Source organism: Sphingomonas aestuarii (assembly GCF_054457155.1).
Genome location: NZ_JBTKVV010000001.1, coordinates 422,330 through 436,947 on the forward strand (window position 1 = coordinate 422,330; position 14,618 = coordinate 436,947).

Below are 14,618 nucleotides of genomic sequence, written 5' to 3' on the forward strand. Positions count from 1 at the left end.
GCCCTTAAAAAACTCCAGAAAAGCCGCAATCGGGACTAGCAGATAGGGGGGGATTCCGTATCATGTCCAGCATGGCAGTCTCCACGATCAAAATCGGCCTGTTGTTCGCCGGCGTATCCGGACTCGCGGTACTTACGCCCCCAGGACAGCAGACAGTCGCAACCCTTGCGACGGCAATGCCCGCCTTGACGCCCGCGCCGCAGGAGGTGGTTCAGGCCATCCCGCAAGCGTCGAGCGACTATGCGATCGGCAATGCCGTCACCGAATGGCGGCGCATCCGCCAGTCGGACAACCTGCCTTTCTCCGCTTACGCCAATTTCCTGCTCGCCAATCCCGGCTGGCCTGGGGAGACCGGACGGCGATCGGCAGCGGAGACGTCGCTTGGCTCGGGCGCGGAGAACCCCGCACTGGTGGCGCGCTTCTTCGGACAATTCCCGCCGCTGACCGCCGCGGGCAAGCTGCGCTATGCCGAGGCGCTGATGGCGACCGGCCGACGCAACGAAGCCGTCACCCAGGCGCGCGCCGCCTGGACGATGGGAGCGCTGCGCCCGCAGGACGAAGCGACGCTCATTAGCTTTTACGGCCCCAGCCTGACGCCTGCCGATCATGACGAGCGGATGGACGCGCTGTTGTGGCAGGGCGGGACGACGGCGGCCAGCCGCCAGCTCTCCTATGTGTCGTCCGCGCGCCGTCCGGTATTCGCGGCGCGCCTCGCGATGCGGACGCGCGCCCCCGACGCCGCGAGCCTTGCCGCTTCGGCAGAGGCGATGGGTCGCGGCGACGCGGGCTATATCGCCGACCGCGCCAGCTGGCTGCGCGACACCGGCAACAGCATCGCCGCGCGCAACTATCTCGCCCAGCCGCGCAGCGGGCTAACCCATCGCCCGAGCGACCCCGAGAAATGGTATGAAGTGCTGCTCGCCAACGCGCGCGGCGCGGCCAACGACCGGCAATATGCTGTCGCCTATAACATCGCGCGTCAGGTCGACGACGCGTTTCCGGCCGGCGCCGACATCTCGGCGATGTCGCTGGGCATCCGCGACGATTATACCAGCCTGACCTGGCTCGCGGGCCAGATGGCGCATCGTCATATGGGCCGCCCGGCCGATGCGATCGGCATGTATTCGCGCTATGGCAACGGATCGCGCACCGCCCAGACCCGGTCGAAGGGGCTGTATTGGGCGGGCCGCGCGGCGGAACTCGCCGGGCAGCGCGACGTCGCCGCAAATTATTACCGCCAGGCGAGCGAATATCCGCAGCTATTCTACGGCATGTTGGCGATGGAGCAGAGCGGCCAGCCGCTGCGTCCACCCCCGCCCACGCCCGCGCTGAACGTCGCGCCCAATCTGCGCCAGGCTTATTTCCAGCAGGGCGTGGTCCGCGCCGCGCAATATCTCGGGGCGCAGGGCGATCGACGCGATCAGGCGCTGTTCCTGCGCCAGATCGCCGCCGACGCCACCAGCGAAGCCGATCATGCGCTGGGCATCGAATTGTCGCGGATGATGGGTCGCCCCGAAATGGCGGTCTGGGTCGGCAAGTCGGCGCTCAACAACCGGTTGCAGCAATTTGTCGGCGCGGGCTTCCCGACCGTCCCGGTGCCCACCCAATATGCCAGCAGCTGGACGATGATCCATTCGATCGCGCGTCAGGAAAGCGAATTTGATCGCGGCGCGGTCAGCCATGCGGGTGCGCGCGGCCTGATGCAGCTGATGCCCGGCACCGCGCGCGACGTCGCACGGACACTGGGCATGAGCTACCAGCCCGCCTCGCTCACCAGCGATACCAATTACAACATCCAGCTGGGGTCGAGCTACTTCCAGCGGCGGCTGGACCAGAACGGCAACCATGTGCTCGCGCTTGCCGCCTATAATGCGGGCCAGGGCAACATGAACAAATGGCTGGCGTCGAACGGCGACCCGCGCAGCGGCAATGTCGATATGCTCAACTGGATCGAGGATATTCCGTTCTTCGAAACCAAGAATTACGTCCAGCGCGTGGTCGAGAATGCGGTGGTGTACGACTTGATGAACCCGACGCGCGCCAAATCGCGCGGGCCGTATCACGTCAGCTGGTATCTGGGGCGGCGCCCGCCGCGGTAAGGGCAGAACACGCCCAATCAACCGTCACCCCGGACTTGTTCCGGGGTCCACCAAGCCGCCCGCGCATCGCACAAACCTCTTGCGCTTTAGCCTGCCGCCCGGTGGACCCCGGAACAAGTCCGGGGTGACGAAATGAGTGAGGTTGGGTTAGAACTCAACCTGATGGACCGCCCGAACTACATCACCCCAACAGGCTATGCCGCGCTGCGCCGCGAATATGAATCGCTGTTCGCAACCGAACGCCCTGCTCTGGTCGAGGTGATTTCCTGGGCGGCGGGCAATGGCGACCGGTCGGAAAACGGCGATTACATCTATGGTCGCAAGCGGCTGCGCGAGATCGACCGTCGGCTGGGCTGGCTGTCGCGGCGGATGAAGGCGGCCAGGATCGTCGATCCGGCTGCGCAGCCCGATACGTCCAAAATCTGGTTCGGCGCGACCGTCACCATCGCCGACGAAGACGACCATCACCGCACGCTGAGCCTGGTCGGCGACGACGAGGCCGATGCGGGCGCAGGGCGCGTCGGGTGGAACTCCCCCATCGCGCGCGCGCTGCGTGGCGCGGCGGTGGGCGATGTGCGGCGGGTCGAACTGCCCGCAGGCGCGATTTACTATGAGGTCATGGCGATAGACTATCCGGCGTCCTGACGCCCGGTTAAGGGAGGGACAGACGAACGACGCGACATTCGAAAGGCCCATCATGAACGGCGAAAACGGCTCCACCCGCCCCGGCAACATCGCGCTGCTGATCGACGCCGACAATGCGTCGCCCGCCGCGATCGATCCGGCGCTGACGGTTCTCGCCGAACTGGGCACGGTCAATATCCGGCGCGTGTACGGCAACTGGAAGAAACCGGCGCTAAAAGGCTGGGCCGACCTTGCGCTCAAACACGCGCTCGAACCCTTCCAGCAATTCGACATCACGAAGGGGAAGAACGCGACCGACATGCGGATGACCATCGACGCGATGGACCTGCTGTTTCGCGGTCGCGTCACCGGGTTCGGCCTCATGTCGTCGGACAGCGATTTCATGCCGCTCGCGATGCGGATTCGCCAGGAAGGCGTGCCCGTCTATGGCTTCGGCACCGACCGCACGCCCGAGGGGTTTCGCGAAGCCTGCACCCGCTTCATCGACGTCGGCGCGCTGGTAAAGGCGCATGAAAGCGAGCGCGTTGAAACCAAGGCCGCTGCGGCCGAGACAAAGGCCAGCGGATCGCCGCTCGACCCCGATGTGCTGGCGGTGCTGATCGACGCCTACAACGCATCGAAGCGCGACGAGAAAGGCTATGCCAGCGTCTCCGAAGTCGGCCAGCGCGCGGGCAATCGGTCGAGCTTCGACGCGCGCAATTACGGCGTGCGGCGATTGTCCGACCTGATCGAGAAGATTCCGAATTTCCAGACCGAACGTCGCGAAGGCGGGCGGCTATACGTGAAGCGGTTGCGGTAGGACCAGCCCAAGCCAAAACCTCTCCGTTCGTTTCGAGCGAAGTCGAGGAACGCTCGCGAGCGCCAAGTTCGCGTTTCTCGACTTCGCTCGAAACGAACGGATGGGGATTGTTTGCAGTGATCCGGGGCACGGGGTGGCCAGCCCCCTCCCCGATTGTTACACCCCCGCGCCATGAGAACCGGCGAAATCGTAGCGCTCACCCTTTATTTCATCCTGATGCTGGGCATCGGCGTCTATGCCTGGCGCAAATCGACCAGCGATATCGATGGCTATGTGCTCGGCGGCCGGTCGCTCGGCCCCGGCGTCACGGCGCTTAGCGCGGGCGCCTCCGATATGTCCGGCTGGCTGATGCTGGGGTTGCCGGGGGCGATGTTCGCCAGCGGCTTGTCTGCCGCGTGGATCGGGATCGGGCTGGCGCTGGGCGCATTTGCAAACTGGATGCTGGTCGCGCCGCGCCTGCGCGAACGCACCGTCGCGGTGGGCGACGCGCTGACCATCCCCGATTATCTCGGCAAGCGTTTTCCCAAGGGCGACGTGCTGCGTGTCGTTTCCTCCGCCGTCATCATCGTGTTTTTCACCGTCTATACCGCCTCGGGCCTCGTCGCCGGCGGCAAGCTGTTCGATTCCGCGCTCGGCCAGTCCTACACACTTGGTCTGTGGGTCACGGCGGGGGTGGTCGTCGCCTACACGCTGTTCGGCGGGTTTCTGGCGGTCAGCCTGACCGATTTCGTCCAGGGCTGCGTCATGTTCGTCGCGATGATTATCGTGCCGATCGTGGCGCTTCAGATGGCGGGCGGCTGGGACGTGTCGATGGACCTGGTCCGCTCGGTCGATCCCAGCCGGCTCGACTGGTTCGAAGGAGTCGGCCTGCTCGGCCTGATCTCCGCACTCGCATGGGGTCTGGGCTATTTCGGCCAGCCGCATATCATCGTCCGCTTCATGGCGATCCGCTCGGTCGCCGACGTACCCACCGCGCGCAACATCGGCATGGGCTGGATGCTGGTGACGCTGGTCGGCGCGCTGGGGACGGGCTTTGCGGGCCTCGCCTACATGACCGCGCAGGGCCAGACGCTCTCCGATCCCGAGACGATCTTCATTGTCCTGACCAAGATACTGTTCAACGACTGGGTCTCGGGCTTCCTGCTCGCGGCGATCCTGGCCGCGATCATGTCGACGATCAGTTCGCAGCTGCTGGTGTCGTCCAGCTCAATCACCGAGGATTATTACCGCCGCTTCTTCCGCCGCGAGGCGAGCCAGAGCGAACTGGTTCTGACCGGGCGCCTGTCGGTGCTGGCGGTGGCGCTCGTCGCGATCTTCATGGCGCGCGATCCCGACAGTTCGGTGCTGTCGATCGTCTCCAACGCCTGGGCCGGGTTCGGCGCCGCGTTCGGCCCGCTGATCCTGCTCAGCCTGATGTGGGAGAAAACCACGCGCAACGGAGCGCTCGCAGGCATCCTCTCGGGCGCGGCGACCGTCGGCGTCTGGATTTTCGCAGGTCTCAGCGAAACGCTCTACGAAATCGTGCCGGGCTTTGCGGTGTCCTTCGCCGCGATCGTCATTGTCAGCTTGATGGAGAGCGGGAAAGACAGGCTGGCAAACACGCCCGCCTGATGCCGCTCACCCCTCGCGCGGGTCGGGCATCGTCACGCGCGCGCGGGTGCCGGGGGCGGCGTCTTCGTATGCGACCTCGCCGCGCAGCTGGCGAGTGAGGCTGGTAATCATCCGCGTGCCCAGGCTGGTGCGCGCCGCCGCCTTGGGATCGAAATCGGCGGGGATGCCGTGGCCATGGTCGGTGACGGTCAGGATCAGTTGGCCGTCCTTCGCTTCGATCCGCACCTCGATCTCGCCGCCGGCCTCATCATAGGCGTATTTGATGGCGTTGGTCAGCAGCTCGGTCAGGATCAGGCCGATCGGGATTGCCGCGTCGGCGCTGATGACCACCGGATCGGCATGGCAATGCACGGCGTGGGCAGGCGCGGTTTCGGCCAGCGTTTCCGCAAGGCCACATGCCAGATCGCTCAGATCGACCAGCCCGACCTGTTCGCCGCGCCACAGCCGGTCGTGCGTCTGCGCGATCGCGGTGATGCGCGCCTGCGCGTCGCCCAGCAGCCGCTGGATGCGCGGATCGTCGTCCTCGCGCATCTGAAGCTCCAGCATCGACGACACCATCGCCAGGCTGTTCTTGACCCGGTGCGACGCCTCGCGCGTCAGCATTTCCTGATATTCGATCGCCGCAGACAGCTTCGCCTCGGCCTGCTGCCGCTCGATCGCGACACCGATCAGATTGGCGAAGCCCTGCATGAAGGCCAGGTCGTCCTCGTCGAACTTGCCGTCATTGGGGCTGTCGACTTCCAGTACGCCATAGCGTTTGCCGTCGGCGTCGACGAGCACGTTGATCGCGCGGCGGATCGAATGCTCGGCCATCAGATCCGGCGTGCGGAAGCGTTCTTCCTGCTCCAGATGGTTTGAAATCACCGCTTCGCCGGTCTTGAACGCAAAGCCTGCGGGCGACGCCGCATCCGCGCCAAGTGTCGCGGTGCCGACCATGCCCGGTTCCCAGCCCACGCCCGCAACCATTTTCATCCGCTCGTCGTCATCGGGCGCGTCGAGGAATTTGCAGTGGGTCGCCGCCATGCCCTGCGCGCACAATTCGGTCGCACGTTGCAGGAGCGCGCCGATATCGCGCGACCGCAGCGCGACCATGCCGAATTCGGCAAGGATGCGCTGCTGTCTCAGGCGATATTCGATCGCATCCCCGCCGGGTGGCGGTGCGTCGCTGGGTGCTTCCTCGACCACGGCCACCCGCGTTACCGGGTCAGCTTCTTGTAGGCGAGGCGCGTCGGGCGATCGGCGGCGTCGCCCAGACGGCGGCGCTTGTCCTCTTCATAGGCTTCGAAATTGCCTTCGAACCATTCGACATGGCTGTCGCCCTCGAACGCCAGGATGTGGGTCGCCAGACGATCGAGAAAGAAGCGATCGTGGCTGATGATGACCGCGCAGCCCGCGAAATTCTCGATCGCCTCTTCCAGCGCACCCAGCGTTTCGACGTCCAGATCGTTGGTCGGTTCGTCGAGCAGCAGGACGTTGCCGCCCTTTTTCAGCATCTTGGCGATGTGGACGCGGTTGCGCTCGCCGCCCGACAGCTTGCCGACATTCTTCTGCTGGTCCTGGCCCTTGAAATTGAACGCGCCGACATAAGCGCGCGTCGACATGTCGTGGCCGTTGACCTTCACGAAATCGAGCCCGTCCGAGATTTCGGCCCAGACATTGTTGGCGGGATTCAGGTGGTCGCGGCTCTGATCGACATAGCCCAGCCGCACGGTCGATCCGATGTCGATCGTGCCTTCATCGGGCTGTTCCTGACCCGTCAGCAGCTTGAACAGCGTCGACTTGCCCGCGCCGTTCGGGCCGATCACCCCGACGATGCCGCCCGCGGGCAGCGAGAAGGACAGGTTTTCGAACAGCAATTTGTCGCCATACGCCTTGGTGACGTTTTCGACCTCGATCACCTTGCCGCCCAGGCGCTCGGGCACCTGGATGACGATCTGGGCCTTGCCGGGGGTGCGGTTTTCCTGTGCGGCGACCAGCTGGTCGAACTTGGCGATACGCGCCTTGGACTTGGTCTGGCGCGCCTTGGCGCCCTGCCGGATCCATTCCAGCTCGTTGCGGATCGCGGTCTGGCGGCCCGATTCCTCGCGCTCTTCCTGTTCCAGACGCTTCGCCTTCTTTTCCAGATAGGTCGAATAATTGCCTTCGTACGGGAAATATTTGCCGCGATCGATTTCGAGGATCCAGCCGACCACATTGTCGAGGAAATAGCGGTCGTGGGTGATCATCAGCACCGCGCCGGGATATTCCTTCAGATGGTTTTCCAGCCAGTTGACGCTTTCGGCGTCGAGATGGTTGGTCGGTTCGTCGAGCAGCAGGATCGACGGTTTTTGCAGCAGCAAGCGGGTCAGCGCGATGCGGCGCTTTTCACCGCCCGACAGATTCTCGACCGACCAGTCGGACGGCGGGCAGCGCAACGCCTCCATCGCGACTTCGAGCTGATTGTCGAGCGTCCAGCCGTCGACCGCGTCGATCTTGCCCTGAAGCTCGCCCATTTCCTCCATCAGCGCGTCGAAATCGGTATCCTCCTTGGGATCGCCCATTTCGGCCGAGATCGCGTTGAACCGGTCGACCATATCGGCGACTTCGCGCGCGCCGTCCTTGACGTTTTCGAGCACGTTCTTGGTCGGATCGAGCTGCGGTTCCTGCGGCAGATAGCCGACGGTGATGTTCTCGCCCGGCCAGGCTTCGCCAGTGATGTCGGTGTCGATTCCCGCCATGATCTTCATCAGCGTCGACTTGCCCGCGCCGTTGGGGCCGACAATGCCGATCTTGGCGCCGTGATAGAATTGCAGGTTGATGTTCGACAGCACCGGCTTCGGCGCGCCGGGGAAGGTCTTGGTCATGTCCTTCATGACATAGGCGTATGAGGCGGCCACGCGGGTCTCCGTTGGATTGCGAAAAGTCTGGAAAGGGTCGTGCGCGCATGTAGCGACGCGGGCGCGCGAAGGCAATGTCGGCGGGGTGGGATGCGGATCGCACCCTCGCCAACACCACCCGTCACCCCGGACGTGTTCCGGGGTCCACTAAGCCGCTTGCGCCAGCGTCGGTCACTTAAGGATGCATTCGCCACCCGGTGGACCCCGGAACACGTCCGGGGTGACAGCTGAGAGCGACCGCTTGCTCGCGGCTCATCCCCTGCCTATCCCGCCCCCAAGAAACGGGAGGAAATTCATGCGTCTGTTCGCCACCGCGCTGCTTTGTGCCACTGCCCTGCCCCTGACCAGCCTTCCCCTCCCCGCAATGGCCCAGGACACAACCGACGCCGCCCGCGTCGCCGCGCTGCGCGATGCGGCGCTGACCGACACCATCGCCTGGGACATTACCGAGGGGCTGACCACCGAAGTCGGCCCGCGCATGGCGGGCACCGAGGCCGAGGCGCGCGCCCGCGCCTGGAGCGTCGCCAAGCTCAAGGCGATGGGCTTTTCCAATGTCCGCATCGAACCCTTCACCATGCCCGTCTGGGAACGCGGCGAAGAAAAGGCAGAGATCGTCGCCCCCTTTCCCCAACCGCTGATGCTGACTGCACTCGGCAATTCGGGCGCGACGCCTGCTCGCGGGCTCACTGCGGAGGTAATCCGGTTCGCGAATGTCGCCGACCTCGAGGCCGCCCCAGACAGCGCGGTGCGCGGCAAGATCGTCTATGTCACCCATAATATGACCGCGACGCAGGACGGCTCGCAATATGGCCAGTTCGGCGCGGCGCGGCGTCAGGGACCGACCATCGCCAGCCGCAAGGGCGCGGCGGCCATCGTCATCCGCTCGATCGGCACCGACTATAACCGCAACCCGCATACCGGTGTGCAGAGCTTCGCTCAGGGCGTGAAGCCGATCCCGGCCGCCGCGCTCTCGATCCCCGACGCCGAACAGCTCGACCGCATCTTCCTGCGCGGCCTGCCGGTGCGGATCAAGCTGACGCTCACTCCGCGCCAGACCGGCAACCACGAATCGGGCAACGTCATCGCCGAAGTGCCAGGCAGCGATCCGAACGCGGGCATGGTGCTGATCGCCTGCCACCTCGACAGCTGGGACCAGGGCACCGGCGCGTTCGACGATGCGGCAGGCTGCGGCATCGTTGCCGCTGCCGCCAAGCGGATCATGGACGCCGGCCAGCCCCGCCGCACCATCCGCATCTTGTGGGCGGGCGCCGAGGAAGTCGGCATCTTCGGCGGCGAGGATTATGCCCGGCGCCATGCCGGCGAACGCCATGCGGTGGCGGCCGAATCGGATTTCGGCGCAGACCGCATCTGGCGATTCTCGACCAGCTTCGATGCGGCGTCGAAGCCGGTCGCCGACCGGCTCGCGGTCGCGCTCGCCCCCCTGGGCATCGGCTACAGCCCGGCACGCGCGGGCGGCGGCGCGGACATTGGCCCCGTCATCCGCGCGAGCAACGTCGCCGCGATCGACCTGTCGCAGGACGGCACCCGATATTTCGATCTGCACCACACGCCCAACGATACGCTCGACAAGGTTGACCCCGTCCAATTGCGGCAAAATGTGGCAGCCTGGACCGCGATGCTCGCCATAACTACCGCCGCACCCGAGGAAATGCGGGCCTCACCCCGCCCCAATTAATGGCAAAAATGTGGCCGGATCGTTGCCAGGCGGTGAAGTTTGCGGTTGACGTGGCCGCTCCGGGCGCTATTGCGGCAACTTCGCGACGGCAATTTGTCCGGCGCGACCATGAATTATGCTTGGGAGCATCCACATGAAGAAGATCGTTTTCGCAGCGGCAGCCGCTGGCCTGATGTCGCTCGCAGCCTGCAACAACGCAGCAGTCGAAGAAAACGCCGTCGTCCAGAACCTGGAAGACACCGCGGACAACTATGACGCGATGGCGGACATGACCTCGAACGAAGTCGCTTCGGACATGTATGAAAACATGGCCGACAACGCAGAAGCAATGGCCGAAAACGACGAAGACGCGATCGTCGCCAACCAGATGTAATCTGGTCCCGGTCGCCCCAGGGCGACCGGACTACCGGTTATCCGGTTACGAAGGGCATTCCGAGCGATCGGGGTGCCCTTTTGCTATGCTTGACGCGCGGGCGATAGCGTTCGACGCGCCTCCGCCTCCAGCGCGGGATCGAGTTCGGGCATCGTCATGTCGACGTTGCGTTCGAGCGCATCGGCAATGACGGTCAGCGCCGCGATCCGCGCCGCCTTGCGATCGTTGCCGTCGATCGCGATCCAGGGGGCATGCGGCGTGTCGGTACGCGCGAACATATCGTGCATCGCGTCCAGATACTCGGCCCGCCGCGCGCGGTTGCGCAGATCGTCGGCCGCAAATTTCCAGCGCTTGTGCGGGGTATCGACGCGCTCCAGCAATTCGCGGTCCTGCACCTCCTGCGTTACATGGACGAACAGTTTGAGGACGGTCGCGCCATTCGCGACCTGCTCCGCCTCGAACGCGTTGATCTCGTCATAGGAGCGCTGCCATTCGGGCGTGGTCGCAAAGCCTTCGACACGCTCGACCAGCACGCGCCCGTACCAGCTCCGGTCGAAGATCGCGATTTCACCCGCTGCGGGCAGGCGCGTCCAGAAACGCCACAGATAATGCCGCGCCTGTTCCTCCGCGTTCGGGGCTGCGATCGGGTGGACGTTGAACCAGCGCGGATCCCAATCGGCGGTCAGCCGCTTGATAATCCCGCCCTTCCCGGCCGCATCCCAGCCTTCGAAGACCAGGATCGCGGGACGTTTGTGGACGATATGCGCGACCTGAATGCGCTCCAGCCGCGACTGGAGTTTTTCGATGGCCTTGCGATAATCGCCGTCGAACGGCTGGCCGCGTTCATAGTCGCCGAGGTTAATCGTCACCGCATCACTCCCACTCGTCACCCCGGCCGGAGTGCCGGGGTCCGGTCCACCTGGCGGCAGGCGCCGCAGATGCAGGGTGTGCGGCACAGTGGACCCCGGAACAAGTCCGGGACGACGGGTGTGGGCGCGTGGTTACTCCGGCGCGGCCACCTGCGCTGGCGCTTCCTTCGTCATTCCCGGCCCGTCGATGATGCGGATCGACAATTCGCGAAGCTGCTTCATCGACACGGTCGATGGCGCGCCCATCATCAGGTCTTCGGCCTTCTGGTTCATCGGGAACAGCACGACCTCGCGGATATTGGGTTCGCCCGCCAGCAGCATGACCATCCGGTCGATGCCGGGGGCCGAGCCGCCATGCGGCGGCGCGCCGCATTTAAACGCGTTGATCATGCCGGCGAAATTCTCGTCGACGTCGGCCTGCGAATAGCCGGCGATCTCGAACGCCTTGTACATGATCTCGGGCTTGTGGTTTCGGATCGCGCCCGACGACAGCTCGACGCCGTTGCAGACGATGTCGTATTGATAGGCGAGAATATCGAGCGGGTCCTTCGTTTCCAGCGCGTCCATCTCGCCCTGCGGCATCGAGAAGGGATTGTGGCTGAAATCGATCTTCTTGGCGTCCTCGTCATATTCGAACATCGGGAAATCGACGATCCAGCAGAACTCGAAGCGGTTCTCGTCGATCAGGCCGAGTTGCTCCCCGACCCGCGTACGCGCCGCGCCCGCCAGCTTGGCTGCCGCCAGTTCCTTGCCCGCCGCGAAGAAGATACCATCGTCCGGACCAAGGCCGAGTTCGGCGATCAGCTTGCGGGTCGCTTCCTCGCCGTGGTTCTTGGCGATCGGGCCGCCCAGTTCGCCGCCCTTCTGGGTGATGTAGCCCAGTCCCGCATGGCCTTCGCCGCGTGCCCAGTCGTTCATTTCGTCGAAGAATTTGCGGCTCTTTTCCGCGGTCTTGGGCGCGGGGATCGCGCGGACCACGCCGCCGCCTTCGACAATGCGGTCGAACAGGCCGAAGCCCGAACCCCGGAAATGCTCGCTCACGTCCGAAATCAGGATCGGGTTGCGAAGGTCGGGCTTGTCCGACCCGTATTTCAGCATCGATTCGCGGTAGGGGATGCGCTTGAACGGCAGCGGCGACACCTGACGCCCGCGACCCTGCCAGTCGGCGAACTCCTCGAACACGCCGTGCAGCACCGGCTCGATCGCCTGGAACACGTCCTCCTGGGTGACGAAGCTCATTTCGAAATCGAGCTGATAAAACTCACCCGGCGACCGATCGGCGCGCGCATCCTCGTCGCGGAAACAGGGCGCGATCTGGAAATATTTGTCGAAACCCGCGACCATCAGCAGCTGCTTGAACATCTGAGGCGCCTGCGGCAGCGCGTAGAATTTGCCGGGATGGACGCGGCTGGGGACCAGATAGTCGCGCGCGCCCTCAGGGCTGCTCGCGGTCAGGATCGGGGTCTGGAATTCGGTGAAGCCCTGATCGTTCATCCGGCGACGCAAGCTCGCGATCACGTTGGAGCGCAGCATGATGTTCTGGTGGATGCGCTCGCGTCGGAGATCGACGAAACGGTAACGCAGACGCACATCCTCGGGGTAGTCGGCCTCGGCCGCGACGGGCAACGGCAAGTCGCCCGCCATGCTTTGCACGGTCGCCTCCAGCGCGCGGATTTCGACGTCGCCGGTCGGCAAATTGGCGTTCTTCGCCTCCGCCGATCGCGCGACGACCTTGCCGGTGATCGTCACGACCGATTCGTTACGCAACGATTCGATCACCTTGAACACCGGGCCGTCGACTTCGGTGACGATCTGGGTGATGCCATAATGGTCGCGCAGGTCGATGAAGACCAGGTCGCCATGGTCGCGCTTTTTATGCACCCAGCCCGATACGCGGACGGTGTTGCCGACATCGCTTTCGCGAAGCGCGGCGCAGTTGTGGGTGCGATAGGCGTGCATTCTCGTATCCCTATAACGTCGTCATCCCCGCAGAGGCGGGGATCCATAACCTCGAACGTCAGAGAATATGGATTCCCGCCTACGCGGGAATGACGCCTTAAATTCAGGCCCGCGCGAATCCGCGTCACGGAGCGCTTTGTCAAGGCGCGCGGGCGCGTTATGGGGGCGCGATGAAGATTCATCCGCTGATCGAGGACTCGAAAAGCCTCGCCGAGTTGTGCGCCCGCCTGTCCACCGCCGATTTCGTCACGGTCGACACCGAATTCATGCGCGAGAACAGCTATTATCCCGAACTCTGCCTGATCCAGATTGCCGACGCGCACGAAGCCGCCGCGATCGACCCGATGGCACCGGGCATCGACCTGAAACCCCTGCTCGATCTGCTGACCGAGAATGAGGATGTGCTGAAGGTCATCCACGCCGGCGGGCAGGATCTGGAGATCATCTATAATCTGACCGGCAAGACGCCGCACCCGATGTTCGATACCCAGATCGCGGCGATGGCGCTGGGTCAGGGCGAACAGGTCGGTTATTCAAACCTCGTCGAGAGCTATCTGGGGATCGCGGTCGACAAGGGCGCGCGCTTTACCGACTGGTCGCGGCGTCCGCTCGACACGCGTCAGATCGATTACGCCATCACCGATGTCACTCATCTGGCGACGATTTTCCCGCGGATGCTTGAAAAGCTCCGCAAGACCGGGCGCGGGCTGTGGCTGAACGAGGAGATGGAGCGGATCGGCAATGCCGACAATTACCGCGTCGATCTCGATCAGGTATGGCAGCGCATCCGCATCAACAGCCGCAAGGCCGACGTGCTGGGTCGGCTGAAATCGCTTGCCCGCTGGCGCGAACTGGAGGCGCAGAACAAGAATCTGCCGCGCGGGCGCATCGTCAAGGACGAAACGCTGGCCGATATCGCGTCGCACCCGCCCAAAAAGCAGAGCGACTTGTCCAAGGTACGCGGGCTGTCCGCAGCCTGGGCGGGGAACGATATCGGCGGCCGGATGATGGCCGCCCTGGAGGCGGCGACGCCAATGCCGTCGTCGGAAATGCCGGGCCGCGACGAACGCAAGCCGTCGCTGGGCAAGGACGGCGCGCTGGTCGCCGATCTGTTGAAATTGCTGCTGAAAATCCGTGCCAAGGAAATCAACGTCGCGTCTAAACTGCTGGCACGCACCGACGATCTGGAAGCGCTGGCGGCGGGCGTCAGGGATCAAATGCCCATCCTTGAGGGTTGGCGCTACGAACAGTTCGGACGCGACGCATTGGCCCTGGTCGAAGGGCGCATGGCGTTCGCGGTGCTGGACGGCAAGTTGAAGATGACCCGAACGGAGGAAACCGCATGATCCGCCTAGCCCCCGCCCTGTCGGCAATGGTCGCCCTGCCGCTCGTCGCCTGTGCACAGGTGCCGCCCGTCGACGAAACCCCCGTGATGGGCGCGGGTGACTGCGATGCGTCGAAGCTGTCCGACATCATCGGCAAGACCGCGACCGATACGCTGGTCGCCGATGCACAGAAGCGCGCCGGCGCCCGCACCACCCGCGTCATCAAGCCGGGGCAGCCGGTGACGATGGATTATCGTACCGACCGCCTGAACATCGAGGTGACGGAGCGCAATGTCGTGACCGCGACGCGCTGCGGCTAAGCCCCTGTCCGCTATCCCAGTGAAAGCTGGGATATCAGGCCGTATC

Annotated in this window: 12 protein-coding genes; 8 read left to right on the forward strand and 4 right to left on the reverse strand. The window is 64.5% G+C overall.

Annotated elements, in window-relative coordinates; genetic code table 11:
* Positions 1-71: 71 nt before the first annotated feature.
* From ACX0GZ_RS02195 to putP, 4 genes are all read left to right on the forward strand, one after another.
* Positions 72-2,099, forward strand: a complete 2,028-nt coding sequence (locus ACX0GZ_RS02195; RefSeq protein WP_458813292.1) for a lytic transglycosylase domain-containing protein — start codon at positions 72-74, stop codon at positions 2,097-2,099.
* Between the two features lie 162 nt (positions 2,100-2,261).
* On the forward strand, positions 2,262-2,744 hold the full coding sequence (greB, locus tag ACX0GZ_RS02200) for a transcription elongation factor GreB (protein ID WP_458813294.1): 483 nt from the start codon (positions 2,262-2,264) through the stop codon (positions 2,742-2,744).
* A 52-nt stretch (positions 2,745-2,796) separates the two neighbouring features.
* Positions 2,797-3,543: an NYN domain-containing protein gene (locus ACX0GZ_RS02205; protein WP_458812895.1), complete on the forward strand. Its 747-nt coding sequence runs from the start codon at positions 2,797-2,799 to the stop codon at positions 3,541-3,543.
* 171 nt (positions 3,544-3,714) lie between these two features.
* Positions 3,715-5,154 (forward strand): sodium/proline symporter PutP, encoded by a 1,440-nt coding sequence (putP, locus tag ACX0GZ_RS02210; RefSeq protein WP_458812897.1) that lies wholly within the window; start codon positions 3,715-3,717, stop codon positions 5,152-5,154.
* A gap of 6 nt (positions 5,155-5,160) precedes the next feature.
* Here the strand turns inward: putP and ACX0GZ_RS02215 are convergent, their stop codons facing one another.
* Complete coding sequence (locus ACX0GZ_RS02215) at positions 5,161-6,339, reverse strand: sensor histidine kinase (RefSeq protein ID WP_458812899.1); 1,179 nt, start codon at positions 6,337-6,339, stop codon at positions 5,161-5,163.
* A gap of 11 nt (positions 6,340-6,350) precedes the next feature.
* Positions 6,351-8,030: an energy-dependent translational throttle protein EttA gene (ettA, locus tag ACX0GZ_RS02220; RefSeq protein WP_458812901.1), complete on the reverse strand. Its 1,680-nt coding sequence runs from the start codon at positions 8,028-8,030 to the stop codon at positions 6,351-6,353.
* A 295-nt stretch (positions 8,031-8,325) separates the two neighbouring features.
* Here ettA and ACX0GZ_RS02225 point away from each other — a divergent pair, with 295 nt between their 5' ends.
* Complete coding sequence (locus tag ACX0GZ_RS02225) at positions 8,326-9,726, forward strand: M28 family peptidase (RefSeq protein WP_458812903.1); 1,401 nt, start codon at positions 8,326-8,328, stop codon at positions 9,724-9,726.
* A 133-nt stretch (positions 9,727-9,859) separates the two neighbouring features.
* The gene (locus ACX0GZ_RS02230; protein WP_458812905.1) at positions 9,860-10,099 is read left to right on the forward strand and encodes a hypothetical protein; all 240 of its coding nucleotides are present in this window, start codon (positions 9,860-9,862) and stop codon (positions 10,097-10,099) included.
* A gap of 83 nt (positions 10,100-10,182) precedes the next feature.
* Here the strand turns inward: ACX0GZ_RS02230 and ACX0GZ_RS02235 are convergent, their stop codons facing one another.
* Positions 10,183-10,968 carry a polyphosphate kinase 2 family protein gene (locus ACX0GZ_RS02235; RefSeq protein WP_458812907.1) on the reverse strand — a complete coding sequence of 262 codons (786 nt, stop codon included), beginning with the start codon at positions 10,966-10,968 and terminating at the stop codon, positions 10,183-10,185.
* Between the two features lie 132 nt (positions 10,969-11,100).
* Positions 11,101-12,927 carry an aspartate--tRNA ligase gene (gene aspS / locus ACX0GZ_RS02240; RefSeq protein WP_458812908.1) on the reverse strand — a complete coding sequence of 609 codons (1,827 nt, stop codon included), beginning with the start codon at positions 12,925-12,927 and terminating at the stop codon, positions 11,101-11,103.
* A 170-nt stretch (positions 12,928-13,097) separates the two neighbouring features.
* Here aspS and rnd point away from each other — a divergent pair, with 170 nt between their 5' ends.
* Positions 13,098-14,273 (forward strand): ribonuclease D, encoded by a 1,176-nt coding sequence (gene rnd, locus ACX0GZ_RS02245; RefSeq protein WP_458812910.1) that lies wholly within the window; start codon positions 13,098-13,100, stop codon positions 14,271-14,273.
* Positions 14,270-14,572 (forward strand): I78 family peptidase inhibitor, encoded by a 303-nt coding sequence (locus ACX0GZ_RS02250; RefSeq protein WP_458812912.1) that lies wholly within the window; start codon positions 14,270-14,272, stop codon positions 14,570-14,572. The genes rnd and ACX0GZ_RS02250 overlap by 4 nt, the downstream gene beginning before the upstream one ends.
* The last annotated feature ends 46 nt before the right edge of the window (positions 14,573-14,618 follow it).

Excerpts from the sequence above, each read along its gene's own strand:
- ACX0GZ_RS02195 (WP_458813292.1), top strand. The coding sequence starts at position 72 with ATGGCAGTCTCCACGATCAAAATCGGCCTGTTGTTCGCCGGCGTATCC.
- greB (WP_458813294.1), top strand. The coding sequence starts at position 2,262 with ATGGACCGCCCGAACTACATCACCCCAACAGGCTATGCCGCGCTGCGC.
- ACX0GZ_RS02205 (WP_458812895.1), top strand. The coding sequence starts at position 2,797 with ATGAACGGCGAAAACGGCTCCACCCGCCCCGGCAACATCGCGCTGCTG.
- putP (WP_458812897.1), top strand. The coding sequence starts at position 3,715 with ATGAGAACCGGCGAAATCGTAGCGCTCACCCTTTATTTCATCCTGATG.
- ACX0GZ_RS02225 (WP_458812903.1), top strand. The coding sequence starts at position 8,326 with ATGCGTCTGTTCGCCACCGCGCTGCTTTGTGCCACTGCCCTGCCCCTG.
- ACX0GZ_RS02230 (WP_458812905.1), top strand. The coding sequence starts at position 9,860 with ATGAAGAAGATCGTTTTCGCAGCGGCAGCCGCTGGCCTGATGTCGCTC.
- aspS (WP_458812908.1), bottom strand. The coding sequence starts at position 12,927 with ATGCACGCCTATCGCACCCACAACTGCGCCGCGCTTCGCGAAAGCGAT.
- rnd (WP_458812910.1), top strand. The coding sequence starts at position 13,098 with ATGAAGATTCATCCGCTGATCGAGGACTCGAAAAGCCTCGCCGAGTTG.
- ACX0GZ_RS02250 (WP_458812912.1), top strand. The coding sequence starts at position 14,270 with ATGATCCGCCTAGCCCCCGCCCTGTCGGCAATGGTCGCCCTGCCGCTC.